The organism is Streptomyces sp. NBC_00377 (genome assembly GCF_036075115.1).
Classification (GTDB): Bacteria; Actinomycetota; Actinomycetes; order Streptomycetales; family Streptomycetaceae; genus Streptomyces.
Genome location: NZ_CP107958.1, coordinates 4,551,921 through 4,577,066 on the forward strand (window position 1 = coordinate 4,551,921; position 25,146 = coordinate 4,577,066).

Sequence of the window (25,146 nt, forward strand, 5' to 3'; positions counted from 1 at the left end):
CATCAGGGAGATCGGATCCTCCCCGCCGGCACATGGCCCTCAGTCGTGGGCGGCCCGCGGACCGCCGTTACCGCGTGCGGAAACGAACGAGTCCCACCCCGCCTGACACGGGATGGGACTCGTTCTTCTTGGAGCGCCGGGCAGGCCTTGCACCTGCATTTCCCCGCAGGAAGCGGGGCGTCTTTCCTTGGACCACCAACGCAGAGGTCGTTCACCGTTGTGCTTTCCGGTGACCGGCTCAAGATCAAGCTTACCCCATCTCGGGGGTGCACTTGACCATGTACATCGTCAGGCCGGCCACGCCCTCGGGACGGATACGCCGACGGGTCGGATACGCCGACGGGCCGGGCAAGTCGCCGGCCCGGGCGGGCCGAGGGGCCGGGCAGGCCGTCAGGCGACGTCGCCGACCTTCAGCTCGGGTCCGACCACCAGGGTGACGACGCCGGAAGCGGCGGAGGTGTCGGCCGTGGGCCGCAGACCGGGCAGCCGGGAGGCGAGGACGGCGGCCTGGCGGTCGAGGCCCGTCGGGTAGGTGACGGTCGTCCTGGTCACCGTCGCGGGGGCGTTTCCGGTGCTGGTCACGGTGTAGCCGGCGGCCTTCAGCCTCTCGGCGACGGCGGCGGCCCGCCCGGAGACCCCGGTGCCGTTGAGGACCTGGACACGCACGCTGGAGGCGTACACCAGGTTCTTCTTGGCCGCCTCCAACTGCGGCTTGGTGACCTCCTTGTCCTTGGCCAGGGAGGTGAACAGGTCGGCGGCCTGCGGGTACTGCCAGACGATGTTGGCCTTGTCGGTGGGCTGGTCGGCCTCACGCCCGTAGTTGGGCACGGTCAGGAAGCTCAGACGGTCGCTCGGTATCCCCTTGAGCTCGTTGGCCAGCCCGTACAGCGGCTGGATACCGGCCATGTCGGGGTCGGTGGTGAGGGACTTGGTGATCGACTGGAGGAAGCCGTACATGGCGTCGGGGCTCGTGAGCTTGGACTTGGCCTTCTTGGCCAGCGCGTCCATGAACTCCTGCTGGCGTCCGATGCGTCCGATGTCGGAGCCGTCGCCCACGCTGTAGCGGGTGCGGACGTAGCCGAGCGCCTTCTCGCCCTTGACGGTCTGGCAGCCCGCCTCCAGGTCCAGGTGGGCCTTCTCGTCGTGGATGGCCTGCTTCGGGCAGACCTCGATGCCCTCCAGCGCGTCGACCATGCCCTTGAAGCCGGAGAAGTCGACCGACATGAAGTGGTCGATGCGCAGCCCGGTGTTGGCCTCGACGGTCTTGATGCTGCACGCGGCGGCCTCGGCGACCTTGCCGTTGCTGCCGCCGAGCGCGAACGCCTCGTTGATCTTGAAGTGGTGGGGGGAGGACGAGCTGCCGTCCCCCTTCTCACAACTGGGTATCTCCACCCACGAGTCGCGGGGGAAGGAGACGACCGAGGCCCATTCACGGTCCGCCGGTATGTGCAGCACCATCAGCGTGTCGGACTGCATGGTGGTCAGGTCCTTGCCGTACTTGGCGTTGGCGCCGTCACGGCTGTCGGACCCGACGATCATGATGTTCTTGGAGCCCGGGCTGAGGTTCTCGGGCCGGTCGCCGCCCAGCTTGTCGTCCACCTCGGCGGAGTTGATGTTGTTGTTGAGGTCGTTGTAGACCCAGGCTCCGACCCCGCCGATCCCCAGGACGACCAGGGACGTCACGCCCGCGCCCCACGCCAGGATCCGCCCGCGTCGGGTGAGCCGCGTCCTGCCGGGACCGCCCGGCCTGCCGCCGGGACCGCCCGGCCCGTTCCTGCTGCCTCGGCCGGCCGCCTCCTGCGGAGTACGCCCGCGCCTCCTCGTTCCGCTCACCGGCGCTCGCTCCTCCGCTTCGGCTGTCTTCACCCCGTACACCGTGCTCGGATCGCCGGCGTTGGTCACCGCCGAACGTCGGAACCCTACACGCGTGCAGGAATACGTCCGAAAAGCACAGACGACTCAGGAGACTCCCGGAGCCGCCCGGGGGTTGCCCCCGCCGGACCGGGGCGGTGACCGCCGCGGGGGTGCCCTGCGTCCCCGCGGACATGCCACCGCGGGGACGCCGGGATCGGATGGACGGGTGGACGGATCAGCGCGCGATCAGGGCGCGATCAGGGCGCGTTGACCAGGTCGACCGGCGGGACCGACACCGTGCGGGCACCCACGGTGCCGCCCAGGACGACCTTGCGCAGGGAGACGTTGTTCTTGGTGTTCGTCTCCTGGAGACGGTTCGCCGGGTTGGCGATGACCTGGATGTAGTAGGTGCCGTTCGGCAGGTCGGTGATGTCGAAGGACTGGCCGGGACGGTACTGGGTGTACGTGTCGCCGGAGCCGACGTCGAGGACCTCGCGCACGGAGATGGAGTTCTGCTGACCGCAGGCCGTCGACAGATCGGTGTTGTTCGGGTGCCAGTTGGCGTTCTTCACCGTGTAGTCGATGGCGTCGGTGTTGGCGAGGCAGAACGCCTCCTTGCCGCTCTTCACGATCTCGTGCTGGTCGGCGGCGAGGAGCCGGTAACTGGCGAAGTCGGTGAAGTGCCAGTGCTCGTGGCCGACGCGCGGGTCCCATTCCATGGTGCCCGCGGGGGCGTAGCCGACCTGCTTGCCCTTGGCGTCGTAGAAGTACTGGTACGAGTCCATGAGGTCCGCGCCCGGCTTGCGGAAGCCGTCCACGACGAGCGGCGCGGGGCCGGCGTTCCAGACGTTGGCGCTGAAGGCGAGGTAGTCCTTGCCGGCCGCGTCGCCGTCCTCGCCGTCGGTGACCGCGATGTCCCAGGCCGGCAGCGAACGCAGGTCGGGCTTGGGCACGTTGGCGGGGGCGCCCGCGCGCCCCGCGGGCCGCTTGGCGGCGGCCTTCAGCGCGGGCGCGACACGCGAGCCGTCGGTGTGTCCGGCGGCGTCGCCCAGGTGATGGGCGAGACCGCGGGCCTCCAGGGCGTGCGAGAGCGCGGAGGGCGTGGGGGCGTCGGCGCCGCGGGGCCCGTAGTGATGCCCACCCGCCATCCCTGCCATGCCGTCCATGCCGTCCATGCCGTCCATGCCCGCCATGCCGGCCATGTCGTGGGACGCGCCATGACTGCCCCCGGTGTGCGCGCCGTGCGCACCACGGGCGGTGAGCCCGGCTCCGCCACCCCCGCCTTCGCCGCCGTCACTGATCTCCCGGACGGTCAGCTTGATGGTCGGCCGGTCGTCGGGGATGCCGAACAGGTCCCGGTACTTCTTGGCCACCGCCACCTTGACGGTGTACTCGCCCGCGGCCAGATCGACGGGCTTGTCGTAGCCGAAGGCGGAGGTGTTGGCCGCCCAGCCCTTCTCGACGCCCCATACCGAGCCGAGCGTGAAGGGGTTGGTGGAGCAGCTCTCGGGATAGTGCGAGGTGGCCGGGGCGTCCGGGCGCAGCCGCCCGGAGGCGTTGTTCGGGCAGAAGCCGCTCTTGATCTTCTGCACCTCCGCCCCGGCCGCGTTCTTGATGGAGACCTCCAGGAAGTCCGTGAGCCCCCCGAAGTCCTTCACGAGCCCGGCGGGCAGGGCCTTCGTCTTCACCTTCGACCCGTCGCGCAGGATCTGCTGGGCGACGATCGGGTCCTTGTACGACTTGCGGGTCACCTTGAGCTCCAGCGGAGCGTTGTCGGCGGTGACATACGTACCGAGGTCGAGATAGACCCCGGCTTCCCCCGAGTACCGGTCGGCGATCACGGTCTTCGACGCGGCGACGAGCTTGAGCTTCGGCGTCCCGGGCGTGCTCGCCGGCGCCGCGCCGGCGCCGGGTGCGGACCCGGCGACGGCGGCCACGACGGTGAGCGCGGCCCCGGCGGCGAACGCCGTGCGCCTGAGGCCCTTGCGGTTCTGCGGTCTGGTCATCGGTTCCTCGTCTGCGAGTGCCATGGTCAGTGGCATCGGACTGGACAGCCCACCGCCCGGCCGGGTCTGACATCCCCTCGCACCCCGGCCTGCGCTGTGAGCACCCTGTGAGACAGGCAAAGGGTGTGCCGGGGTTGCCTGCCGGGCGAGAAACCGGTCGGAGGAATTTCAGAGGCCCTAGCGGTTTTTGAGGTGGCACCAGAAGTCCCGGAGCATCCGCTTGTCGAAGTCGGTGATCCGGGTCGCGCTGCCCCCTTTCCTCAGGAAGCAGCACTGGCCGGCCGGGGTCCAGTCGTAGAAGTCGCCGAGGCCGAAGGTGTGGATGCTGTGGACCCCGTGGTCGTGTTCATGGTGCGCGGGCCCCGTCCCTGATCCCATGCCCTCCTGCCCTGTCCCCGATACGGATGGTTCCGTGGCGATTTCGGTGTGCAGGCGAGGATGGAAGGTCATCATGTGCCGATGCTTCTGCCGGTGTTTCGTCCTTTTCGTGCCGTGTCCGGGTCTCCGGGTGTCCGGCGCGGTCTTCGGCCGCCCCGTTCGGCCCTGGCCCCTCTCCTCGCCGCTCTCGTTCTCCTTGCCGGGCCGGCGAGTGTGACCGTCGGGGAACAGACGCGGGCCGGGGTCTCCGGTGTCTCCGAAGACAAGGGGGCCGGTCCGGCGCCGCCCGGGCCCTTCGGGGCCTATGTCGGATACGGCCCCGTCGGCATCCAGCGGATCGCGGAGATCGACAGGTGGCTGGGACCGGCCACGCCGCGGGTCGGTCACGCCTATCTGGCCGGGACCCGGTGGGGATACATCGAGGGAGCGGCCGGCGACCTCGAGCACTGGGCGAAGTGGCGGAGGGCCCGCGCCGACCGTCTGTTCGTGCTCAACGTGCCGATGCTGGACCGTGCGGAGGCGCATCTGCCCGATTCCGATGTGCGGAGCGAACTGCGCAAGGGTGCGGACGGCGCGTACGACGAGCACTTCCGGAAGCTGGCCCGGCGGCTGGTCTCGCTGAGGGTGCCGGACACGGTGCTCGTGGTCGGCTGGGAGATGAACGGGATCACCTACACCCATCGGTGCGGGCCCGATCCGGCTGCCTGGAAGGCGTACTGGGTGCGGATCGTGAAGGTCATGCGGTCCGTGGGCGGGCAGCGGTTCCGGTTCGAGTTCGCACCGAACCGGGGGCGTGACGCCATCCCGTGGACCGAGTGCTATCCCGGCGACCGGTACGTGGACGTCGTCGGCATGGACGCCTACGACCAGCCCCACGGCATGTCCTTCGAGGAGCAGGTCGGCGAGCCGTACGGTCTCGCCGCGCATGTGCGGTTCGCGCGGGCGCACGGCAAGCCGTTCTCGTATCCCGAGTGGGGGCTGTTCCGCAACGGCGACAACCCGAAGTACGTGCGCTCCATGCTGACCTGGTTCGCCCAGCACCGGCCGCTGTACCAGACCATCAGCGACTACTGTCCGCACGGCGTGTGGCGGTGCCCGGACAATCCACGGTCGTCGGCCGTCTACCGGTCGCTGGTCGGGGGGCCGTTCGGCTGAACCCGGCCGCCACGCGGGCCGGGTGCCGCACCTGGCCACCTCGCCGGTCCGATGATCCCAAGATGGGACGAGAACACCAGGCCCGTCTCGCACGAACGCGAGCGCGGGCGCGAAGGCGAACACTGCCGCGGGCCCGGGCGCGGGCCCGCTTGCGTACCGTGACCGGGTCCGCGACCGGCGCCGCCCTGATCGCCCTTCTGCTGCTCGCGCTCACCGCCGTGCCCGCGGGCGCCGGGAGCGACGGGTTCCGCAGGGAGGCCGCAAGGGCCGTCCACGCGCACGAGAGGGCTCGCGCGCGGGTCGACCGGCTACGCGAGGCGGACGCCCCCGCCACGATGGTGAGGGCCGCAGAACGCCGCCGTAAGGCCGTGCGCGCCGAGCTGTGGGACCTGTTGTGGGCGATCGGGAGGAACGCCGGCGATCCGGTCGCCGTGGACCCCTACGGACGGGACGGCCACTGTCCGTTCGGCGACCGGAGCCACTCGCCCGAGCGGCGCGCCCGCCACTGGACCGTCCCGACCCGCCACTACTGGCTGTCCGCGGGCTACGCCGCCAAGGGCTCCCGCTGGGCCCACCGGCACACCGGCCAGGACTTCGCCGTGGGCTCCGGCTCCCCCGTGTACGCCGTCGGCGCCGGCACCGTCCGCGCCACGACCTGCGGCGACGGCTTCGGCAACCAGATCGTGATCCGCCACCGTGACGGCTACTTCACGCAGTACGCCCATCTGTCACGCATCGACGTGCGCAAGGGCGGCCGGGTGAAGGCCGGCCAGCGCATCGGCCTCTCCGGCGCGACCGGCAACGTCACCGGCCCGCATCTGCACTTCGAGGTACGGATCACGCCCTACCTCGGGTCCGCCGTGCCACCGCTGACCTGGCTGCGCCGGAAGGACGTCCGGGTCGACGAAGCATCCGCGCCGACGCAATGACCGCAAGTCCCGGACGCCCCCAGCGGGCGCCTATGCCTGCCGGGGGCGGTAGGCGGACAGCGCCCAGATCACGAACACGTCGATGGCGATCTGTACGACCGCCCAGACCGGTGCGTACGGCAGGAACAGGAACTGGAGGATCAGGCTCAGGGAGGCCAGCGTGATACCGCTGATCCGGGCCCATCCGGCCCACTCGCCCCCGCTGAGCAGCCCGTAGCCGGTCACCGCCGCCACGATGCCCACGATCAGCAGGACCCAGCCCCAGCCGGTGAGGTTCAGCTCGTAGACGTAGTCCCCGACTCGCGCGTAGACGTCGTCCTCGGCGATGGCGGAGATGCCCTGGAAGACGGCGAGGACACCGCTGACGAACATGAGCACACCCGCGAAGACGACCCCGCCGGCGGCCATTCCGCCTCCCGCCGGCGGGGGTGTGGTCCGGCCGGGCGTACCGGTTCCCTGGTGGGACGGGTCCCACACGCGGGGCCCGGGTGAGGGTCGGGAGTGCGGCTGGTCGCTCATGGCGCCACCCCGTCTCTGTGTCGGCGAGTGTCCTTCTCCGTGCTCCACCGACCCTCCGTCCGGCCGGGGGCCGCCACCACGGGGGTGCGCCGTTCGGGTGACCCGGCATGCGGACGGCCGGGACCGCCCCTTCACTGGAGGAAGGCCCGCGGACCCTCAGAAGGAGACATCAGATGCGACGCACCAAGGGCGTGCTGCTGACGGCGGCGGCGATCTGCTGCGCCACCGCTCTCACCGGCTGCTCGGACGACAACACCCCTTCGTCCGTCTCGTCCGCGGCCAGCAAGGCCGCCTCGGCGGCGGAGTCCCTGGGCAGGGAGGCCACCGCGGCCGCGTCCTCGATCGCCTCGGGTCTGGCCTCCGATCTCGCCTCCGACGCGTCCTCGGCGCTGGCGTCGGCGACGGCGGAGGCGAGCCGCGAGCTGGGCGAGATCAAGGACGGCGCGGATGTGAAGTCCGACGTGAAGCTCGGCAAACCGGGCACGGACCAGGACGGACGTACCACCGTCGAGGTCACCGTCTCCAACACCGCCGACGGGACGAAGTCCTTCGCCGTCCAGGTCGACTTCAAGGGCTCAGACGGCAACCGGCTCGACACGGTGGTCGTCACCGTGTCGGACGTGGCGGCGGGGAAGACGGGCACGCAGACGGCCCGCAGCCACCGCACCCTGTCCGGCGAGGTGAAGGCGGAGGTGGCCCGGGCGGTGCGCTACTGACGCCAGCCCCTTGGCGGTCGTCCTCACCGGCATGCGACGGGCTCACGCCGTCGAGCGGTCAGGCCATCCAGAAGAAGACGGCCGTCATCCGCTTCTCCTCCAGCGTCGTCCCGGTGTAACCGGTCGCGCTGTGCACGAGGTTGGCGTGGTAGAGCAGCAGCCGGTTGTGCCTGTGGGGCACCCGCACGTCCTCCTCGAAGGCGTCCGGCGCGACGAACCGGGTGCCGAGGGCCTCGACGAGGTTGTTGTGCGGGGCCTGGACGACGTTGCCGCCGAGCCGCCCGCCGGGCAGTGACTGCCGGTAGAAGCTGGTACCGCAGTCCTTGGGGACCGACGGGTTGAGGTACAGGACGGCCGCGTACCGGCACAGCGCGCGCGAGTCGGAGTGCGGCCGTGGGGTGCTCTCGCCCTCCCCCACCACCTGGATGCAGTTGTGGTTGAGGGTCCCGCCGCCGGGCGTCTGCTGCACCCACAGCTTCCGCGCGCCCGTCGCCCTGCTCACCAGCCGTTCCACGCGCCCGAGTTCAGCAGGCAGGAGCCCCGGCATGGTGCGCAGTCCGGGCCAGCTCTCCGAGGTGTACGGGTAGCCCTCGACCCAGTCGTCCTTGGCGAGGCAGCGTTCGCGGATCGCGGCGATGTCGGCGTCGGGGAAGACGTCGTCGATCACCCAGTAGTCGCGTCCCCGAGTGGGCTTGCGGTAGGGGAGCACGGGGAGCGTGGCGGCAGCCCTCGGGGGCCGGTGGGGCCGCTGTGGCATGGACATGCGGTGAATGTAGGCCGGAGGCGCCTCATGACTCGCCCTCCCGTTCGTCCGCACTCCTGCGCGAAGTGGTCAACGTTTCGCCGGGGCGGTCAACGGTTCACCAACAGAGGGGACCGGCCCCATCGGTTCGGATCGGCGAAGAGGTCGCCGGCGGTGGCGGCAGCTTCCTACGCCGCGTTCAGTTCGCACCACACCAACTTGCCCCGGTGACCCATGCGCGACAGGGGCTGCCAGTGCCAGAGGTCGGCGCAGGCCCGGACCAGGGCCATCCCGCGCCCGCTCTCGGCGTCGGCCGGCTCCCCCGGCCCGCTCGGAAGCCCGGGCGGTTCGGGGTCCGCATCCCAGGCACCGATCTGGAGGACGCCGTCCCGGAAACGGAGGCGCAGACAGGCGGGACCCTTGGTGTGGAGCACGGCGTTGGAGACCAGCTCCGAGGCGAGCAGCTCCGCGGTGTCGAGCAGGTGGGTCAGCCCGTGCAGCGTGAGGATCAGACGCAGGGTGCGGCGGCAGACGGTGACGGCACGGGGGTCACCGGGGATGTAGAGGGAGTACTCCCACGAGTCGGGCGCGGGGGCGGCTTCGGGCACGGGTCGGCTCCAGGGAAGTGAACGGGGTGAATGCGCGCGGTGGCATGCCTCAGCCGTCCCGGCAGGACGGAGCGGTGCACTTCCGCAGCGTGTGCGTTGCGTCACCGACGGTAGATCTAAATTTAGAGACGCGGCAAGTCGATCGCGTAATCTGACGTCGAACGAGTCGCGCCCGCAGGCGCGTTCAACCTAGGAGCGACCGAGCCTTGAGGCGTGAACCGACGGCACGTCAGATGCGCGTGGCAACCGAACTTCGCAGACTTCGAGAGGCTGCGGACCTCACGGCCCGCCAAGCGGCGGCGCTGCTCGGCGTGAGCCCGGCCCAGATCACTCATATCGAGTCCGGACTCGCGGGCGTGAGCGAGAAACGGCTTCGCCGTCTCGCGTCCCACTACGCCTGCACGGACGACGATTTCATCGACGCCCTGGTGGCCATGGCCACAGAGCGGACACGCGGCTGGTGGGAGGAGTACAGAGGCCTGCTGCCCACCCCGTTCCTGGATCTGTCGGAGCTGGACCACCACGCTTCGTTCAGGCGCGAGGTGGCCATCCTCTTCGTACCCGGCCTGCTCCAGACGGAGAGCTACGCTCGGGCCGTTTTCTCCTCGCGGGTGCCTGAACTCATGGCCGAGGAGATTGAGTTGCGGGTACGCCATCGACTGGATCGCCAGAGAATGACCACCCCTTACGAGGTGGTGGTCCACGAGGCGGCGCTGCGCATCAGAGTCGGCAGCCGCGCCGACTCACGGGCTCAACTCGCGCACCTCGTCGAGCTCTCCGAAAAAGATCACATCACCCTGCGCGTGGTCCCCTTCGACCTGGACGGGTTCTCGAGGGCTTCGAGCACCATGACGTACGTGAGCGGCCCTCTGCCCAAACTCGACACGGTGGTACGGGACTCACCCCACGGGTCCGTGTTCATCGACTCCGAAGCTCACCTCAAGGCCTACCGAACGCGCTTCCGTAAGGTGGAGGCCGTATCGCTCGGACCCGAACGGTCGCGTGACTTCATCGGCAAGCTCGCGAAGGAGCTCTGAGGCGCCTCATGAACACCCCCCGCATCTGGCAGAAGTCGTCGCACTCCGGCGAGGGCGACGGCAACGACTGCGTCGAGCTGGCCGCCACCACCCCCGCCTCGCTCCACCTGCGTGAGTCCGACGCCCCCGGCGCCGTCCTCACCACCGCGCCGGTCCCGCTCGCCCATTTTCTTCACGCGATACACACAGGGACCCCCGGAATTGTGGCCTCCATCACAGCACGCAGGGGCGGCGCCTGCTGAAGTGACGGGATGATCGGTCTCCTCGTACGCGCCCTCCCGTTCTGGGTGCGCGAGCCCCTGCTCGCCGTCTTCGGCGTCGTCTTCAGCGGCTTCCTCTTCTATGCGGCCATCCGGGACAGCGAGTGGGCGATGGCCGGCCTCGGCGCCGCCGTCGTCGTGTTCACCGTGATCCGCATTTACACCATCAACCGCGCCCTCGAAGCCCGCCGCCTGCTGAAGCGCAGAGAGGGCATGAAGCGCATCGAGGGCATCTAGGCAGCCCCTGCGGCTAGGGCGTGTCTGACAATTCCCGCCGGGCGCGCGGCGTCCGGCACGGCACTCCCCCAGCCTTCGGCCGGGGGTGCCCCCACGCCGCGTTGTCGCATCACCCGAGTACATCCAGTACGCGGGCGATGCTCCGCCTTGCGATGCACCGCACCGGACGCCGCGCGGCACCGCCCACTACCCCAACGTGGAGAAGCCGAAGGAGTTCAACGCCGTCCTCACGGACTTCCTGCACTCCCTCTGATCCCGGGCCGGGCCGGGTCGGGCCGGACGATCACCGGTCCGGCGACGCCCGTTCCGCCGTACGCGCGCTGTCGCGGAAGGTCCCGGCCGAAGCCGACCCCGGACCCGCGCCCGACCCCGCATCCTGCCCCGGGCCCAGCACCACCTCGTCGCCCACCGACACCTTCCCCGCCCGCAGCACCTCGAAGTACGCGCCGAAGGCGACTCCGCCGCCGTCGGCCCGGCGGTAGTCCGCGAGGGTGCGCAGGGGTTCGGGGCCCGAGCGGCGGCCGGTGCGCTGGTCGACCATCGTGATGGCGCAGCGGATCGTGTCCTCGGTGAAGGCCAGTTCCGCGCCGGCGATGGCGAGACGGGCCGCGCCGTCCTCCGTGTGCGGGACGTCCCAGCCGTCCACCACCAGGTTGGGGCGGAAGCGGTTCATGGGGAGAGGATCGGCCCCGCGCTCGGCGATCCGGTGGTTCAGGGCGTCGAGACTGGCCCGGGAGACCAGGTGCAGCCGGCCGCCGTTGCCGTCCGGGGACCGCACCAGGGTACTCGGGGCGCCCAGGACGTCCGTGATCCAGGCGTGCACGTCGTCGCTGTCCGCCCGCACCGGGTCCCTGCCCGGAGCCCTCAACGTCAGTACTCCGTCGCTCAGTTCCGGATGGATCAGTGCCAGCCGGGGGTCGCCCCCCTGCCAGCGCAGGTCGCCCTTGTCGTCGGCGATCGCGTACGTGCGGTCGTGCGGCAGTCCGGTGCTCGTCAGCGTCACCTCCCGGAGCGCCGTCCCCGCGCATCCCTTCACCGGGTAGTACGTGATCCCTGTCAGTCTCGCGACCGTCATCCCGACGCCCCCTCGGCAGTCCGTCGTCCGGCATCGCACTCGGCGAGTTCCTTATGGGAACTTATCGATGCCGGTGACGGCCGTCCATCAACTTTTCACGGATACCGGTGAGTCGGATCCGCTCCGCGTCCGTACTCCTGTCTGTCCGCCCCCCAGCGGGCGGAGTACATCGACATCATCGGCGGAGTCCCCGACCGGGCAGGAGGCACGGTGCCACTTTCGCGAAACATGATGGGAACCCTGTTCGTCGGCGGTGCGCTGACCTTGACACTCGGCGCGCTCGCCTACCCATCGATGCTCGGACTTGACACCGTGTCGACCTCGACCGACCGGGTGATCGCCAACACCCAGTGGGGCCCGCTGACCGAGGGCGACCGGGACTTCGTGGTGAAGGTGCGGGCCGCCGGGCTGTGGGAGTACCCGCTGGGTCAGCTCGGACTCCAGAAGAGCCAGACTCCGGCTGTCCGCACCGCCAGCAACCACCTGATCGACGGTCATGGCGCGCTGGACACCAGCTGCCGCAAGATCGCGCCGATGCTGAACATCACGCTGCCCAACGTGGCCAGCCCTCAGCAGGAGGGATTCGTCACCCAGCTGAAGGCGGAGAGCGGCAAGCAGTTCGACAGCGACTTCGCCAACATCCTGCGCATGACGCACGGCTCGATCTTCAACACGATCGCCAAGATCCGGTCCACCACGAAGAACACCCTGGTCCGGGCCCTCGCCGACCAGGCCAATGACACCGTTCTGGACCACATCACGGTGATGGAGAAGACCGGTCTGGTCGACTTCGACACGACGCTGTTCAACCAGACCACGCCGCCGAAGCTGCCCAAGTCGGACCTGACCCCTCCGGTCCCGCCCGCCGGCCAGCCCATGATCGTCCTCAACCCGCCGCCGACCGCCACCTCCACTCCGCTGGACCTCAACGCGGCCATATCGGGCAACGCCGGCTAGCCGTCGGCCTCGTCGCCCGGTCCGGCCCCGGACAGGCTCCGGAGTCAGTACGTCCCGGCCCCGGCGAGCCAGACTGTCGTGTCCGGGCCCAGCCGTCCACTGTCGCCGAGGGAAACGCTGCTCAGCAGCACCTCCCCCGGCGGCAGCGGAACCGGCTCCCGCGACAGGTTGGTCACGCACCGCCAGCCGTCGTGGCGGGCGAAGGCCAGCACGCCCGGCGGGGTGTCCCGCAGCCAGTCGAGCTCCTCGCCGTCGAGCAGCTTGCGGCGCAGGCGCAGGGCCGTGCGGTAGAGCTCCAGGGTGGAGCCCTGCACACCGTCCTGGGCCTCGACGGCGTACCGCGCGAAGTACGGCGGCTGCGGCAGCCAGGCGCCGGCCGCGCCGAATCCGTACGACGCTCCCGTCGTCGTCCACGGAAGCGGCACCCGGCAGCCGTCGCGGCCCTTGCGGACGCGGCCCGTCTGCTCCCACAGGGGGTCCTGCAAGACCTCCACGGGCAGGTCGGCGACCTCGGGCAGACCCAGCTCCTCGCCCTGGTAGACGTACGACGATCCCGGCAGCGCCAGCATCAGCAGCGTCGCCGCACGGGCCCGGCGCAGGCCGGCGCTCTCGTCGACGCGCGGGGCGTGGCCGCCCGAGAGGAGCCAGGCGTTGGCGTCCGTGCCGGGCGGCAGCATGAGCCGGGAGGCATGGCGCACGACGTCGTGGTTGGACAGGACCCAGGTGGCCGACGCCCCGACGGCGCGGGCGGTGGCGAGCGAGTCGGTGATGACCGTTCGGATCGTCTCGGCGTCCCAGTCCGCCTGGAGATACTCGAAGTTGAACGCCTGGTTCAGTTCGTCCGGGCGGGCGTAGAGGGCGCGCCGGATGCCGGGGACCCAGGCTTCGGCGACGGCCGTGCGGGGCGGGGTGTAGGAGTCGAGGACGCGGCGCCAGTCACGGTAGATCTCGTGGACCTCGTCGCGGTCGTAGAAGGGGTGGGTGCCCGGGGGCAGGCGGTCGAGGGCCTCCTCGCCCACGAGGTCCGGTGTGTCCAGGTCGCGCAGGGGGTCCGTGAGGTCCTTGGCGAGGGCGTGGGCCACGTCCACCCGGAAGCCGTCGACACCCCGGTCGGACCAGAACCGCAGCGTGGTGCGGAAGTCCTCGCGGACCTCCTCGAGGTCCCAGTTCAGGTCCGGCTGCTCGCGGGCGAAGAGGTGCAGGTACCACTGGCCGTCGGGGACACGCTGCCAGGCGCTGCCCCCGAAGACCGACTGCCAGTCGGTGGGCGGGAGTTCGCCGCCGAACCCGCGCCCGGGGCGGAACACGTAGCGCTCGCGGGCCCGGGAGCCCGGTCCTGCGGCCAGCGCCTCCTGGAACCAGACGTGCCGGTGGGAGGTGTGGTTGGGGACGAGGTCGACGATCACCTTGAGGCCGAGACGGTGGGCCTCGGCGGTCAGCGCGTCGAAGTCGGCCAGGGTGCCCAGGCGCGGGTCCACGTCCCGGTGGTCGGCGACGTCGTAGCCGCCGTCGGCCAGCTCGGACGGATAGAACGGGGAGAGCCACAGGGCGTCGACGCCGAGGCCCGCCAGATGGGGCAGCCGGCCGGTGACGCCTCGCAGATCCCCCAGCCCGTCGCCGTCGGCGTCGGCGAAGCTGCGCGGATAGACCTGGTAGACGACGGCCTGTCGCCACCAGTCGGGGCGGTGGGAGGAGAAGTCGGTCATGGACGGAAGTCTGTCCATCTTGCCGGGAATGTGAACGTGCGAGCCATTCGGAGCAGATCATTCCGTACGTGAGGAAGAGGTGACGGAATTCTGAACTCCCCGAGGTTTGAACCAGGTTGACAGCGGTCTGCGATGCGCACGACGATGGGCCCACACTGTGGCCCCTGTGACCGGAGGGCCTGGTGTTTCTTCTTCTGAACGAACCTCCCTGATCCGACCTTTTCTGATCTGACCAATCAGCCCCGGCCGTTCCGCCCGGCCGATGAGTCCTGGCATTCGCCAAGAACGGGATTCGCATGTCCATAGCCCGCCGTGTCACCGTGCGCCGCCTGCTGGGGGCGGGCGCCGCCTCGCTCACCCTGTGCGCCGCCTCCGTCGCCGCCGCCTCCACCGCCTCCGCCGGAACCGGGACGCCCGGTGGCGACGGCTGGAATTCCGGCGGCCAGTACCAGCCGGGCACGGGCGCGGGCACCGAGACGGAGACCGACCGCTGCGAGTTCTCCCTCGACGGCACGCGCTTCTTCAGCTCCGTCCGGGTCGACGACCAGAACCTCAGGCCGACCGGGGACGGCAAGATCCACGTCACGGTCCGCGCGGCCGGTGACGCGACGACCTGCACCGCCTCCCTCGCCTCCTACCTCGCCCACGGCGCCAGTTTCCGCACCTCCGGCGAGCAGGTCTTCGTCGACTTCGACACCGTGACGGTCAAGCCCGGCAAGACCGACACCCTCGACATCTCCGTGCCCGACGCCGGCTGCTTCGCTCAGATCGACCTCTACCGGGGCGCGGTCAAGTTCGACGGCAAGCTCGACGCGAAGGACGGGTTCGCCCACGGGGACCTGCCCAAGGGCCCGGACCGTCCCGTCATCAAGGACAAGCTGATCGCGGCCTGGAACGGCGGCACGAAGGACTGCACGGTCACCGAGCAGCCGCCGACGAAGCCGCCGGCCGGAGGCGGCGGGCCGTCGCCGTCCGCCTCGACGCCCACCGAGCCGTCGCAGCCGAAGCCGTCGCCGTCGGCGTCCGGGAGCACGTCTCCCTCGCCGTCCCCGTCGGAGTCGGAGTCGGGCACGCCGACACCGGCCCCGTCCGTCTCCGAGTCGACCACCGCGCCCGCGCCCACGCCGAACGGCGGCGGCGGCGACCTCGCCGAGACCGGTGCGGACGGCAACACCCCGCTGATCGCGGGCGGCGCGGCCGCGCTGCTGGCGGGCGGCGCGGCGATCGTCGTCGCGACCCGCCGCCGCAAGGCCCTGCGCGGCTGACGGGGACGACGTGACGTGACGGGGGGTCCGGGGCGCTGCTCCGGGCCCCCCGTCCGGCTCCTGGGCAGCCGGGGCCCCTCCTAGCCCTCCACGGCCGTCAGCCACAGCTTCACGTAACGCTCCACATCCACGTCCAACGCCACGTCCACGAGCCTCTGTTCGCGGGCGCCCCCGTGGATCTCGGACTCACCGGGGCGCGGACGGCGGTCGACGACCGTCTGACCGCGGGCCGGTCCGGGGGCGAGCGAGACCTCGACCGGGAGCAGCTCGGTGGTCAGGCCCGCCGGGTCGGCCACCGCGCAGACCGCTCCCGCGTCGCCGAGACCGCCGGTCGGGGTGGGGTCGCCGGAGGTGGCCGGGTCGCGGTGGGCGAGGAGTTCGCCCGCCAGCCGGAGCCGGGGCTCCGCACTCGCCCGCAGCCGCGCCACGTCCGCCGCCGGGACCAGGACCCGCTTGAACACGTCCAGGCCGTACATGGTGATCGGCACGCCCGCGGTGAGCAGGATCGCGGCCGCCTCCGGGTCGTGCCACACGTTGAACTCCGCGACCGGCGTGGCGTTCCCGGTCGTCACCGCGCCGCCCATGAAGACGATCCGCTCGATGTTGCGGGTCACCTCCGGATGGGTGCGCAGCAGGAGGGCGATGTTCGTCAGCGGGGCGGTGGGGACCAGGGTGACCGGACGCGGGGAGGCGAGGATCTCCCGGCGCAGCAGCGTGACCGCGTCGACGTCGACCGGCCTGCGGGTCGGGGCGGGCAGACCCAGGTCGCCCATGCCGTCCTGTCCGTGCACGTGCGACGCCGTGCGAACCGGCTCGATCAGCGGCCGCTCGGCACCCCGGGCGACGGGGACGTCACCGGCGCCCGCGTACTCCAGCACGGTGAGCGTGTTGCGGACCACGCCGTCCACGTCCGTGTTCCCGGCCACGCACGTCACCGCCCGCACGTCCAGGCCGGGATGGCGGACGGCGAACAGCAGGGCGAGGGCGTCGTCGACACCCGTGTCACAGTCGATGATCACGGGAATGGGCTGCTCGGTCACCTTCGGGACTCCTTCCGCACCACGGTCGCCGTCGCCACCGACCCTATGCGGACGGGTCCGTCACCACCCGTCCCGCTGCGGCGCGGGCCGGTCACCCCCACAGGCCGGTTCCGCGCGCCGCCGCCCGCTCCCCGATCCGGCGGACCAGCTCGTCGGCGGACAGTGCCCCCGGCCGGCGGCCGTCGCGCAGCCGGACGGCGGCCAGACCGCCCCGCGCCTCCCGCTCCCCGATCACCGCCCGGTACGGAACCAGCCGCGCCGCCCGCACCCGGGCCCCGAGGCTGCCCCGCTCCGGGCCGGCGAGCTCCGCCCGCAGTCCGGCCGCCTCCGCCCGCCGCACCAGCTCCGCCGCCCGTTCCCCCTGCGCCTGCGACACCGGCAGCACGACCAGCTGGACGGGCGCCAGCCACACCGGGAACGCGCCGCCGTGTTCCTCGAGGAGATGCGCCACGGCCCGTTCCACACTGCCGATGATGCTGCGGTGCACCATCACCGGGCGGTGTTTCGCACCGTCGGCGCCGATGTAGTGCAGGCCGAAGCGTTCCGGCTGGTGGAAGTCGACCTGGACGGTGGAGAGGGTCGCCTCGCGGCCGGCCCGGTCGGTGATCTGCACGTCGATCTTCGGACCGTAGAAGGCGGCCTCGCCCTCGACTGCCTCGTAGGCGACGCCCGCCTCCCGCAGGACCTGCCGGAGCAGATCGCCGGCCCGGCGCCACAGCTGCGGATCGGCGATGTACTTGCCGCCCGCACCCGGCAGGGAGAGCCGGTACCCGGCCGGGCGGATCCCCAGGTCCGCATAGGCGCGGCCGATCAGCTCCAGGGCGCCCCGGGCCTCGTCGACAACCTGCTCCAGGGTGCAGAAGATATGGGCGTCGTTCAGCTGGATCGCCCGCACTCTGGTCAGCCCGCCGAGCACACCGGACGGCTCGGAGCGGTACATGCCGCCCAACTCCGCGATACGAAGAGGCAGTTCGCGGTAGCTGCGGGAGCGGGAGCGGTAGATGAGCGCATGGTGGGGGCAGAGGCTGGGCCGCAGCACGACCTGCTCGGCACCCAGCTCCATCGGCGGGAACATGTCCTCGCTGTAGTGCTCCCAGTGGCCCGAGATCTCGTACAGCTCGCGTTTGCCGAGGACCGGCGAGTACACGTGCCGGTATCCGGCGGCGCGCTCGGCCTGGCGTACGTACTCCTCCAGGGCGTGCCGTACGACCGCGCCGTCGGGCAGCCAGTACGGCAGCCCCGCGCCCATCAGGGGGTCGGTGCCGAAGAGACCCAACTCCCGGCCCAGGCGCCGGTGGTCATGGGCGGGAGCATGAGCGGGGTCGCCGTCGCGGTCCCGGTCCTGGGCGGGGTCACGGTCGCGGTCCTGGGCGGGGTCACGGTCGCGGTCCTCGGGGCGGTCGCCGTCCCGGTCCCGGTCCTCCAGGCGTTCGCCGTCATGGTCCCGGTCCTGGCCGTGGTCCCGCTCCTGGACGGGGCGGCGGTCGAGGTCCTCGGCGCGGTCGCTGATGTGGTCGTGGGGGTTCATGGTGGGGCTCCCTCGCTCGGGGTGGGGCGAGAGCCGGGAACGACGAAGCCCCGGGGCACTCGCCCCGGGGCTTCGGACATCCAGTCGTGGATCAGCGCGCCGGGACGGAGTCCGGCGTCGTCGTGAGGAACGGCTGGGCACGCTTCATACCGCCGACCGTAGCAACGGGATCAGGCGGCGCGCGATCCGATTTCCCGCACCGGCCCGCCCCGGCCCACTCCGGTCCACTCCGGTCCACTCCGGTCCGCGCCCCTGCCCACGTCCTGCCCGCGACCCGGCCCGCAGCTCCGCCCACGCCCCCGCCCTCCGCCCCGCCACCCGCTCGCACCAACGCCGGTAACCCGTACGGCCCGCCGCGCTGGTCGGCCCGCGGCACCGGTGCTGCCGTGGGAGGAGGCACTCCGGCGCCACCCCGCACAGCCCGGCACTCCCGGCACACCTCTCGGCACCGCGCGCACCTCTGGAGGCACCCCCCGATGGCCCGTACGCCCCTCCTGGCCTCCATTCTTCTCCTCGCCCCGGTCGCCACCGGCACGACCGGCTGCGCCACCCTGGGTCTCGAGCACCCGCCGACCGCCGCCCCGGCCACTCCCACCGTCGAGCGGTCGTCGGCCCGGCCCACCGCACCGACGACCTCCCCCGTCCTCACCGAGGCGCAGGCGCGCGCCGCCCTCATCACCGAGACCGACCTCGGCCCGCCCTGGACCAAGACACAGGGCGCCGCCACCTGGCGGGACGGGATGCTCAAGGCGACCACCTCCACCCCCGACTGCCAGAAACTGCTCGACGCCCTCTACGCCGACGAGGTGCTCGGCGGCCCCGCCCGCGCGGTCGTCGGGCTCGACGACCCGGACGCCGGCGCGCAGCTCCGCTACCAGCTCAGCGGCGGCCGCCCGGCGGACGTCGACCGCGGGCTGGCCTGGTTGAGGACGATGCCGCAGAAGTGCGCCCGGTTCATGGCGCAGGCGACCGGCGACACCGTGCTGGACGTGCAGGTCTCCGAGCTGCCACTGCCCGAGGTGGGCGACGTCCGCCAGGGCCTGCGCGTGACGCTGACCATCTGGGCCTCCGCCGAGGACAACCCCGGCGGCGACCCGACCGCCCTCACCCTCGACGTCGCCGCCGTCCGGGCCGGAGAGGACGCGTTCGCCCTCACCAACGGCGGCCTGAACGACGCGCCGAACGCGGCGACCCAGGCGGCGGTACAGCTGGGCGTCCGGCGCCTGGCGGACGTCAGACAGCAAGGGAAGGTGCAGGTCTAGAGAAGGTGCAGGTCCAGGGAAGGTGCAGGTCGGAGGCCCGGGCGGGAGCGGGCTCAGACAATCGGATGGCCGTCGAAGCGCGTCCGCTGGGCGACCACCTCGTGGGCCAGCTCCAGCACGGTGCGGTCCTTCGCGAAGGCGTGGCCCCGCAGCAGCGACAGCGCCTCGTCCGCCGGGACGCCGAGCTGGGCCATCACCATCCCGACGGCCTGGTACACCTCGTCGTGTTCGGCGGCCAGCGGGCTGAGCCCGTGGCCGAGGTTCTCCGCGTCCTGCGGCGCGACCCGCGACAGCGCCAGCAGCGCCGCAGTCAGGACCTCGGCGACCACCCGGGCCGTACGGACCTCGTCGGCGGTGAGCTCGCCCGGTACGTCCCGGTAGAGGTCGAGGGTGCCGACGCACAGTGCGCGGTCGCCCAGCGGCAGCGCGTACACCGACCGCACCCCGGCGGCCGACGCCTGCTGGGCGAACACCGGCCAGCGGAAGGCGTCCCGGTTCGACAGCAGGTCCGGCGCGCAGACCATGGAACCGGATCCGGCCGCCTCCAGACAGGGGCCGTCCCCCAGCGTGACCTCTATCTCCATGACCCGGGCGGCCCGCTCACCGCTCGCGCCCAGCGGCACCGGCATCCCGTCGCCGCGCAGCGACAGACCTGCCCCGCTGACCGGCAGCAGCTGCATCACCGCGTCGCACAGCCGCTGCGGCACCTCGGGCGGACCGGCGCCACACATCTCCTCGGCGATGACTTCGGCGACCCGGTCACGTTCCAGGTGGCCCACGGTCATCACCTCCGTCCACGGACCGGCTCCCCCCTGCGGTCCGCCGGGTACCCAGCGCCCATCCGGGAAATCGGCGGCGGCCACGACTTCTCGTACGGGTCCGCGGGCCGTTCCGGGGGCGGGACGAGGAGAAGGGCGCGGGCGGGCAGGGCGGGCAGCCGGACGGCGGCCGCGGGACGACTACAGCGGCGGCTGCGCGGGCGCGGGTCCCAGCGTCGTGGTGCCGGGCGCCGTACGGTGACCGAGGCCCGTACGGTACGCGTCCAGAGCCGCCTCGACGCGCCCCGTACGGCGCAGCAGATCCCCCAGCATGCGGCAGAGATCGGCGAGATCCCCGGCCGCGCCCGCCCGCTCCAGCAGACTCAGCGCCCGCACATAGTGCTCCTCCGCCGCCTCCGTGTCCCGCGCGTCCTCGGCGATGATCCCGAGCAGCCGGTGCGCCCCTGCCGAGTGCACGGCGCCGCGCTCGGGCGACAGGTCGCCGAGCACGGTGTGCAGCAGCGCGGCGGCCTCCTCCGACCTGCCCCGCCGGTGCAGGACGTCGGCCAGCTCGACGGCGACCTGGCTGCTGTAGAGCGCGGCACGCTGGGCCGACAGCATCGCCTGCGCCTGCTTCAACTCGTCCTCGGCACGCCCCAGTTCGCCGTTCTGGGCGTAGACGTAGCCGCGCATCCAGTGGCAGTTGGCGAGTTCGGTACGAAGCTGGAGCTGCCGGTAGAGCTCGGAGGCCTTGGCCAGCGAGGCGTCGGCCTCCGCGAGGCGGCCCTCCGCGAGGAGCGTGCGGGCGACGGACCGGTGCATGCGGGCGACCAGCGCGGGGTCGCCGACCTGGGGCGCGAGGGCGAGGGCGAACTCGGCGGCCTGTGCGGCGCGGGCCTGGGCGCCCATGTCCATGTACGGGCCGATGACGGAGGCGTAGAGCAGCAGCAGCGCGTCGGGGTCGTGCAGCCCGCCCCGGTTGAGCTCGTCGAGGGTCGACTCCAGCAGGTAGACGGCGTAACGGAGTTCACCGGCGAGGTAGTGGGCGACGGCCCGGCCGCGCAGGGCGGGGACGCGGGCGGGCAGCGGCGCGTGCGCGAGAGCGGCCTCGGCGCGCTCGAAGCAGCGCAGCGCCGCGTCCAGGTCGCCCGTGTCGATCCCGCACTCCCCGAGGCCGAGCAGCGCGGTGGCCTGCTCCTCGTCGAGCCCGTTCTCCTGCGCCTCGGTGAGCAGCGCGGTGTACTGGAGGGCCGCTTCCTCGGCCTCTCCGGTGGCCAGCGCCCGCTGGGCCTCGATGAGACGGAGCCGCAGATCGGTGACGAGACGGGCGGGCCGTCCGGTCGCCAGCTCCTCGAAGTCGACGCCGAGCCGCTCGGCGATGTGTTTGAGCGCCTCGTCGGAGGGCCGCACCCGGCCGGCCTCCAGCGTGGAGACATAGGCAGGGGTGTAGGTCGGCTCGGCCAGCTGCCGCTGCGTGAGCCCTCGTTCGACACGCAACCGCTGCACCCGGCGCCCCACGACGTCCGGTTCGTCCCGCTCTCCCACGGCCGTCTCCCCCAACTACCCCTGTGCCTCTTGCCGTTGGACTATCGCAGCCCATAGGTTAAACGGCGAGTTAAGCACGCTTAACAGCTGGCTGACGTGAGTATCGCAGTAGCCGACGTTGCGAGGTAGCCGTGTCCGGACGCACATCCGCACGCCCTTCCACGCCCATCGCCAGGGCCGTCGCCGCGGCGGTGCTGGCCGTCGCGGCCCTGATCACCGCGGCCAACGCGGGCCCGGCCGGAGCCGCGGACACCACACCGGCCTCCCGCCCCGCCCACCACGACACGGCGGACCGCCGCTAGACCGGGTCCGCGAAGCAGCGCCGACGGCCCGAAGGGCAGGGCTCGCGGCGTCCGGTGCGTGCGATCGCCGGGCGGAGGGCCGCCCTCGTACCGGGTGTACGTGGGTGATCCCGGCAACGCGGCCGGGGCCCCCTCCGGGGGAGTGCGTGCCGGGCGCCGCGGGCCGGCGGGACTTTGCGGACACGGCCAGGGCCCCGCCCCGGTCAGCCGCGGCTCACCCCTGCGTCTGCAACTGGCGAAGCTGCTGCTGGACGTGGTCCAGCGCGCCCTCGTGCCGGCCCGGTACCCGGGCGCGCAACTCCGCGATCGCCTGGCCCAGCGCACGGGCCCGCGGGGCGTCGGTGATCCGGCCCCACTGGTGGTGCGCCCGGTCGACCGCCGCCTCCACGGCGGGCGCGTCGACCGGCTGGCCGACCTCCAGCCGCGCGACGGCGACCGCCATCCAGGTACGGCAACTGCGCTCGGCGTCCCCCGCGAACATCGCCAGGTCCGCCCGCACCTCGGCCCAGTGCAGCGCCTCCTCGGACCCGGGCCCCAGCTCCGCGACGGCGTCCTGCTCCAGGCGAGCCGCAAGCACATCGGCCTCACCGTGCCGCCCGGCCCGGACGGCGGTGGAAAGGGCGGCATGCGGATCGGAGGCGCCGGGGACGCTGGGGACACCGGAGGGGACGGAGACGCCGGCGGGGACGGCGGGTACGACGGAGAGAGCAGGTGCGCCGGGGATGGCGGGTGCGCCGGGGGCCGGGGGCAGAGCGGCGGGCGGGGATACGTAGACGACGGGTATGGCCGAAGCGGCGGGCACACCGGAGGCACCGGACACGGCCCGGGCGGCGGGCACGGCCGACACGACGGGCGCGGGCGAGGTTGCGGGCAGGGGCACGGGCGAGGTTGCGGATGCGGGCACGGGCACGGGCACGGGCACGGGCACGGCCGACGCGACAGGCCCGGGCGAGGTTGCGGGTGCGGACGGGATGACCGGTGCGAATGCAGTGATCGGTGCCGGCGGGGCCATGGGTGGGGACGCAGACATCGGTGCCGACGCCGTCATCGGTGCGGTCGAGGGGGAGAAGACCAGGTCGCCCACCTCTCCCTCGCCCGCGATCCGGGCCAGCGCCGCCTGGTGCAGCCGTTCGACCGCCGGACGGCCGCCGCTGCGCAGTATCGTCGCGACCGCCTTCATGTACGACGGTGCGGCGACGGCCCGCCGTCCCGGTGGCGGGGCGATCCGCCCGTACACGGCCACCGCGGTCCCGCAGTCCAGGACGTTCCCCCGCAGCCAGCCCCAGGTCTCCGGGTCCGCGCGCAGATCGAGCACGACCGTCGTGGACCCGGGCGCCCGCAGCCGCAGCTCCTCCCGGAACCAGTGCCAGGGGAACGCCGTGTACCGCACGGTCGCGGCCGTTGTACGGGCGAGCGCCAGGTGCGGCAACCGCTGCCGCCGGTCCAGTTGCAGCTGCCCCGCGACGAACAGGGTAAGCGGCCCGGGGGTCACCGCGGCGGCCCGCAGCCGGGTCAGCACGGCCTGCGGTTCCAGCGGATCGGCGAGCTCGACGACGTTCGCGGTGTCGGTGCCGGCCAGTACGGGAGGCGGCACGGCGGCCAGCACGGGAAGTACGGAGGCCGCGTCCACCAGGCACCCCTTGCCCATGGGCGAGGCCGCGAGCAGCAGCACGGTTCCGGGCATGGTCCCCTCCCGCATGGTCCCCTCCCCTGTCGATCACGTACCTCAGCACCGTAACCGCTGCTGCTGCAAAGGGGAGCCTCAGGACTGCAAACGTCCCCGTACGGGGCCTTCGTCGGGCGGCGGCGACGGTCGCGGCTTCGGCGCTCCCGGCGCCCCGGGCGCCCCGGGCGGTGCGGCCCCGGTCAGGGTGGGGATGCGGGTGCGGGTGCGGGTGCGGGTGCGGGGCGAACGGCGGATGCCGCACCTCATGAGGTCAGCGAAGCACGAGGGCGGACCGCCCGCATCCGGGGACGGTCTCGGGCGGGGGCGCGTGGCCGCGGCAGCCCGAGCCCGGCGGCAGCGGGCGGAGCGCCTGGTCCGGACGGAGCCCGGGTCCCGCGCACCGGCGCTGTCCGCGACCCGCCGCACGCCGCTGGGCGAGATCCCGCGGACAAACCCGGTGCAGCCGACTTGCCACCGTCTCCGCACAGGTGTGCCCTGGAAGGCGGGGGCGAGAGAGAGGAGTGCTCTCATGGCTCACGCGGCACCCACACCGGGCATGCGGCCCACGCCCGCACGCACCCGTACACCCGACGTCTTCAGCGCACGGACCCACCGGATCGCGCAGGCGACGACAGCCGTGGTCCTGGGACTCGTCTACGGCTACTGGTGCGCGGCCAACAACCGTGACGGTGGCCCGATCACCAGCTGGAACCTCCTGCTGGGCTTCGTCAGCGCGATCGTGTTCGCGGCGCTCTACCTGGGCATCCACGCCCTGGCCCCGCACCTGCGGCGCGAACTGCACGCCCTGCTGTGGTCCGTGTTCGCCGGCTGCGCCTTCGGTTTCCTGTACAGCCAGGCCGACGAAGCCGTCCTGCGCTCCGCGGGCATGGGCCTGGTGATCGCGGGCGCCGTCTTCGCGACGCTGTTCTTCCGCTACTACACGCGCGAGGACGCGGCCGGACACCGCATCCGCTGACCCGACCACCGACCGCGTCCGCGTCAGGACGTACACGGGCCCCGGCGTTGTACGCCGGGGCCCGTGCCTTCCCTCATCCCTCCACTCACCGGCCGACCGGGACCCACTCCCAGTCACCCGACGAGGTACCTGACGTTCCGCCGACGCTGAAGCTCCAGGAGCCCGAGAAGCTGAACGAGCCGGAGGCCGAGACGCGGAACGAGCTGTCGGTGAACGGGTCGTCCCAGTTCGTCCAGTCGCCGTTCTTCCACCGCGGGCACGGGTCGGCGCAGTCGGGCACCCGTACGCCGCCGGTGTCGATCAGGGCCGCGCCGGCCCAGCCCTGGGCGTCGTAGAGCCAGTACCAGTCCGGGTTGCCGTTGACGCTCTGGCCCTTCACCCTGCACTGCACACGGTCGTGGCTGCCGGGCGCGAGCGCGGCGACGACGGGCGCGTGGGTGGTGGGTTCCTGTCGCACGTTCAGCTCGGTGCGGGAGACGACGGTGCCCCGGATCGGGCTGTTTCCGTCGCCGCCGCCGGTCTGTGGGGCCGCCGACGCCGTGGTGCCCAGCGTCGCGCCGGCGAGGGTGCCACCGGCGAACAGGGCTGCGGCCAGAGTCCGCAGGGCCAAAGTGGTGCGCATGAT

Annotated in this window: 26 protein-coding genes; 12 read left to right on the top strand and 14 right to left on the bottom strand. The window is 72.1% G+C overall.

Annotation, left to right across the window (positions count from 1 at the left end; translation table 11 throughout):
* Positions 1–390 precede the first annotated feature (390 nt).
* The 3 genes from OHS71_RS20435 to OHS71_RS20445 all read right to left on the bottom strand — a co-directional run bounded on the left by OHS71_RS20435 (position 391) and on the right by OHS71_RS20445 (position 4,238).
* Positions 391–1,833 carry an LCP family protein gene (locus OHS71_RS20435; RefSeq protein WP_443046989.1) on the bottom strand — a complete coding sequence of 481 codons (1,443 nt, stop codon included), beginning with the start codon at positions 1,831–1,833 and terminating at the stop codon, positions 391–393.
* A gap of 278 nt (positions 1,834–2,111) precedes the next feature.
* On the bottom strand, positions 2,112–3,860 hold the full coding sequence (locus OHS71_RS20440; RefSeq protein ID WP_328480817.1) for a lysyl oxidase family protein: 1,749 nt from the start codon (positions 3,858–3,860) through the stop codon (positions 2,112–2,114).
* 177 nt (positions 3,861–4,037) lie between these two features.
* Entirely contained in the window at positions 4,038–4,238 is a 201-nt protein-coding gene (locus tag OHS71_RS20445) for a hypothetical protein (RefSeq protein ID WP_328484821.1), read from the bottom strand.
* Positions 4,239–4,319: 81 nt separating this feature from the next.
* On the opposite strand from OHS71_RS20445, the gene OHS71_RS20450 reads away from it, so the two are divergent.
* Both OHS71_RS20450 and OHS71_RS20455 read left to right on the top strand, forming a co-directional pair.
* The gene (locus OHS71_RS20450) at positions 4,320–5,393 is read left to right on the top strand and encodes a glycoside hydrolase family 26 protein (RefSeq protein WP_443046991.1); all 1,074 of its coding nucleotides are present in this window, start codon (positions 4,320–4,322) and stop codon (positions 5,391–5,393) included.
* Positions 5,394–5,551: 158 nt separating this feature from the next.
* On the top strand, positions 5,552–6,322 hold the full coding sequence (locus OHS71_RS20455) for a M23 family metallopeptidase (protein WP_328480818.1): 771 nt from the start codon (positions 5,552–5,554) through the stop codon (positions 6,320–6,322).
* Between the two features lie 30 nt (positions 6,323–6,352).
* Here OHS71_RS20455 and OHS71_RS20460 read toward each other — a convergent pair whose 3' ends face one another.
* The gene (locus tag OHS71_RS20460) at positions 6,353–6,841 is read right to left on the bottom strand and encodes a DUF7144 family membrane protein (RefSeq protein WP_328480819.1); all 489 of its coding nucleotides are present in this window, start codon (positions 6,839–6,841) and stop codon (positions 6,353–6,355) included.
* 173 nt (positions 6,842–7,014) lie between these two features.
* Here OHS71_RS20460 and OHS71_RS20465 point away from each other — a divergent pair, with 173 nt between their 5' ends.
* Positions 7,015–7,557 (top strand): hypothetical protein, encoded by a 543-nt coding sequence (locus tag OHS71_RS20465; protein ID WP_328480820.1) that lies wholly within the window; start codon positions 7,015–7,017, stop codon positions 7,555–7,557.
* A gap of 58 nt (positions 7,558–7,615) precedes the next feature.
* Here the strand turns inward: OHS71_RS20465 and OHS71_RS20470 are convergent, their stop codons facing one another.
* Together OHS71_RS20470 and OHS71_RS20475 are read right to left on the bottom strand one after the other, a co-directional pair.
* Positions 7,616–8,320: a DUF6445 family protein gene (locus tag OHS71_RS20470; protein WP_328480821.1), complete on the bottom strand. Its 705-nt coding sequence runs from the start codon at positions 8,318–8,320 to the stop codon at positions 7,616–7,618.
* Between the two features lie 167 nt (positions 8,321–8,487).
* Positions 8,488–8,907 carry an ATP-binding protein gene (locus tag OHS71_RS20475; protein ID WP_328480822.1) on the bottom strand — a complete coding sequence of 140 codons (420 nt, stop codon included), beginning with the start codon at positions 8,905–8,907 and terminating at the stop codon, positions 8,488–8,490.
* 233 nt (positions 8,908–9,140) lie between these two features.
* On the opposite strand from OHS71_RS20475, the gene OHS71_RS20480 reads away from it, so the two are divergent.
* From OHS71_RS20480 to OHS71_RS20495, 4 genes are all read left to right on the top strand, one after another.
* The gene (locus OHS71_RS20480) at positions 9,141–9,944 is read left to right on the top strand and encodes a helix-turn-helix domain-containing protein (RefSeq protein ID WP_328480823.1); all 804 of its coding nucleotides are present in this window, start codon (positions 9,141–9,143) and stop codon (positions 9,942–9,944) included.
* An 8-nt stretch (positions 9,945–9,952) separates the two neighbouring features.
* Positions 9,953–10,186, top strand: coding sequence for a DUF397 domain-containing protein (locus OHS71_RS20485; RefSeq protein WP_328480824.1), 234 nt, complete (start codon positions 9,953–9,955; stop codon positions 10,184–10,186).
* 9 nt (positions 10,187–10,195) lie between these two features.
* Entirely contained in the window at positions 10,196–10,441 is a 246-nt protein-coding gene (locus OHS71_RS20490) for a hypothetical protein (protein ID WP_328480825.1), read from the top strand.
* Positions 10,442–10,526: 85 nt separating this feature from the next.
* Entirely contained in the window at positions 10,527–10,694 is a 168-nt protein-coding gene (locus OHS71_RS20495; protein WP_328480826.1) for a hypothetical protein, read from the top strand.
* Between the two features lie 30 nt (positions 10,695–10,724).
* Here the strand turns inward: OHS71_RS20495 and OHS71_RS20500 are convergent, their stop codons facing one another.
* The gene (locus OHS71_RS20500; RefSeq protein WP_328480827.1) at positions 10,725–11,516 is read right to left on the bottom strand and encodes an MOSC domain-containing protein; all 792 of its coding nucleotides are present in this window, start codon (positions 11,514–11,516) and stop codon (positions 10,725–10,727) included.
* 231 nt (positions 11,517–11,747) lie between these two features.
* Between OHS71_RS20500 and OHS71_RS20505 the strand changes: the two genes are divergently transcribed.
* Complete coding sequence (locus OHS71_RS20505) at positions 11,748–12,473, top strand: DUF4142 domain-containing protein (RefSeq protein WP_328484578.1); 726 nt, start codon at positions 11,748–11,750, stop codon at positions 12,471–12,473.
* Positions 12,474–12,517: 44 nt separating this feature from the next.
* Here the strand turns inward: OHS71_RS20505 and OHS71_RS20510 are convergent, their stop codons facing one another.
* Positions 12,518–14,179, bottom strand: coding sequence for a glycoside hydrolase family 13 protein (locus OHS71_RS20510; protein ID WP_328480828.1), 1,662 nt, complete (start codon positions 14,177–14,179; stop codon positions 12,518–12,520).
* Between the two features lie 296 nt (positions 14,180–14,475).
* Between OHS71_RS20510 and OHS71_RS20515 the strand changes: the two genes are divergently transcribed.
* Positions 14,476–15,444, top strand: coding sequence for an LAETG motif-containing sortase-dependent surface protein (locus OHS71_RS20515; protein ID WP_328480829.1), 969 nt, complete (start codon positions 14,476–14,478; stop codon positions 15,442–15,444).
* A gap of 80 nt (positions 15,445–15,524) precedes the next feature.
* On the opposite strand, the gene OHS71_RS20520 is transcribed toward OHS71_RS20515, so the two are convergent.
* Entirely contained in the window at positions 15,525–16,484 is a 960-nt protein-coding gene (locus OHS71_RS20520; protein ID WP_328480830.1) for a nucleoside hydrolase, read from the bottom strand.
* A gap of 91 nt (positions 16,485–16,575) precedes the next feature.
* Complete coding sequence (thrS, locus tag OHS71_RS20525) at positions 16,576–18,012, bottom strand: threonine--tRNA ligase (protein WP_328480831.1); 1,437 nt, start codon at positions 18,010–18,012, stop codon at positions 16,576–16,578.
* Positions 18,013–18,488: 476 nt separating this feature from the next.
* On the opposite strand from thrS, the gene OHS71_RS20530 reads away from it, so the two are divergent.
* Complete coding sequence (locus OHS71_RS20530; protein ID WP_328480832.1) at positions 18,489–19,274, top strand: hypothetical protein; 786 nt, start codon at positions 18,489–18,491, stop codon at positions 19,272–19,274.
* Between the two features lie 53 nt (positions 19,275–19,327).
* Here OHS71_RS20530 and OHS71_RS20535 read toward each other — a convergent pair whose 3' ends face one another.
* Both OHS71_RS20535 and OHS71_RS20540 read right to left on the bottom strand, forming a co-directional pair.
* Positions 19,328–20,059, bottom strand: coding sequence for a GAF and ANTAR domain-containing protein (locus OHS71_RS20535; RefSeq protein ID WP_328480833.1), 732 nt, complete (start codon positions 20,057–20,059; stop codon positions 19,328–19,330).
* A gap of 174 nt (positions 20,060–20,233) precedes the next feature.
* Positions 20,234–21,577 (bottom strand): helix-turn-helix domain-containing protein, encoded by a 1,344-nt coding sequence (locus OHS71_RS20540; RefSeq protein WP_328480834.1) that lies wholly within the window; start codon positions 21,575–21,577, stop codon positions 20,234–20,236.
* Between the two features lie 131 nt (positions 21,578–21,708).
* On the opposite strand from OHS71_RS20540, the gene OHS71_RS20545 reads away from it, so the two are divergent.
* Entirely contained in the window at positions 21,709–21,879 is a 171-nt protein-coding gene (locus OHS71_RS20545; RefSeq protein WP_328480835.1) for a hypothetical protein, read from the top strand.
* Positions 21,880–22,093: 214 nt separating this feature from the next.
* On the opposite strand, the gene OHS71_RS20550 is transcribed toward OHS71_RS20545, so the two are convergent.
* On the bottom strand, positions 22,094–23,563 hold the full coding sequence (locus OHS71_RS20550) for a hypothetical protein (RefSeq protein WP_328480836.1): 1,470 nt from the start codon (positions 23,561–23,563) through the stop codon (positions 22,094–22,096).
* Between the two features lie 511 nt (positions 23,564–24,074).
* Here OHS71_RS20550 and OHS71_RS20555 point away from each other — a divergent pair.
* Positions 24,075–24,521 carry a hypothetical protein gene (locus OHS71_RS20555; protein ID WP_328480837.1) on the top strand — a complete coding sequence of 149 codons (447 nt, stop codon included), beginning with the start codon at positions 24,075–24,077 and terminating at the stop codon, positions 24,519–24,521.
* A gap of 85 nt (positions 24,522–24,606) precedes the next feature.
* On the opposite strand, the gene OHS71_RS20560 is transcribed toward OHS71_RS20555, so the two are convergent.
* Entirely contained in the window at positions 24,607–25,143 is a 537-nt protein-coding gene (locus OHS71_RS20560; protein ID WP_328480838.1) for an SH3 domain-containing protein, read from the bottom strand.
* Between the last annotated feature and the right edge of the window lie 3 nt (positions 25,144–25,146).

Bases quoted from the DNA above. Each gene is read 5' to 3' on its own strand.
- OHS71_RS20440 (WP_328480817.1), bottom strand. From the start codon at position 3,860: ATGACCAGACCGCAGAACCGCAAGGGCCTCAGGCGCACGGCGTTCGCC.
- OHS71_RS20555 (WP_328480837.1), top strand. From the start codon at position 24,075: ATGGCTCACGCGGCACCCACACCGGGCATGCGGCCCACGCCCGCACGC.
- OHS71_RS20480 (WP_328480823.1), top strand. From the start codon at position 9,141: ATGCGCGTGGCAACCGAACTTCGCAGACTTCGAGAGGCTGCGGACCTC.
- OHS71_RS20505 (WP_328484578.1), top strand. From the start codon at position 11,748: ATGGGAACCCTGTTCGTCGGCGGTGCGCTGACCTTGACACTCGGCGCG.
- OHS71_RS20535 (WP_328480833.1), bottom strand. From the start codon at position 20,059: ATGACCGTGGGCCACCTGGAACGTGACCGGGTCGCCGAAGTCATCGCC.
- OHS71_RS20530 (WP_328480832.1), top strand. From the start codon at position 18,489: ATGGCCCGTACGCCCCTCCTGGCCTCCATTCTTCTCCTCGCCCCGGTC.
- OHS71_RS20445 (WP_328484821.1), bottom strand. From the start codon at position 4,238: ATGGGATCAGGGACGGGGCCCGCGCACCATGAACACGACCACGGGGTC.
- OHS71_RS20465 (WP_328480820.1), top strand. From the start codon at position 7,015: ATGCGACGCACCAAGGGCGTGCTGCTGACGGCGGCGGCGATCTGCTGC.
- thrS (WP_328480831.1), bottom strand. From the start codon at position 18,012: ATGAACCCCCACGACCACATCAGCGACCGCGCCGAGGACCTCGACCGC.
- OHS71_RS20450 (WP_443046991.1), top strand. From the start codon at position 4,320: ATGCTTCTGCCGGTGTTTCGTCCTTTTCGTGCCGTGTCCGGGTCTCCG.
- OHS71_RS20470 (WP_328480821.1), bottom strand. From the start codon at position 8,320: ATGTCCATGCCACAGCGGCCCCACCGGCCCCCGAGGGCTGCCGCCACG.
- OHS71_RS20550 (WP_328480836.1), bottom strand. From the start codon at position 23,563: ATGCCCGGAACCGTGCTGCTGCTCGCGGCCTCGCCCATGGGCAAGGGG.
- OHS71_RS20510 (WP_328480828.1), bottom strand. From the start codon at position 14,179: ATGACCGACTTCTCCTCCCACCGCCCCGACTGGTGGCGACAGGCCGTC.
- OHS71_RS20560 (WP_328480838.1), bottom strand. From the start codon at position 25,143: ATGCGCACCACTTTGGCCCTGCGGACTCTGGCCGCAGCCCTGTTCGCC.
- OHS71_RS20500 (WP_328480827.1), bottom strand. From the start codon at position 11,516: ATGACGGTCGCGAGACTGACAGGGATCACGTACTACCCGGTGAAGGGA.
- OHS71_RS20515 (WP_328480829.1), top strand. From the start codon at position 14,476: ATGTCCATAGCCCGCCGTGTCACCGTGCGCCGCCTGCTGGGGGCGGGC.
- OHS71_RS20490 (WP_328480825.1), top strand. From the start codon at position 10,196: ATGATCGGTCTCCTCGTACGCGCCCTCCCGTTCTGGGTGCGCGAGCCC.
- OHS71_RS20460 (WP_328480819.1), bottom strand. From the start codon at position 6,841: ATGAGCGACCAGCCGCACTCCCGACCCTCACCCGGGCCCCGCGTGTGG.
- OHS71_RS20485 (WP_328480824.1), top strand. From the start codon at position 9,953: ATGAACACCCCCCGCATCTGGCAGAAGTCGTCGCACTCCGGCGAGGGC.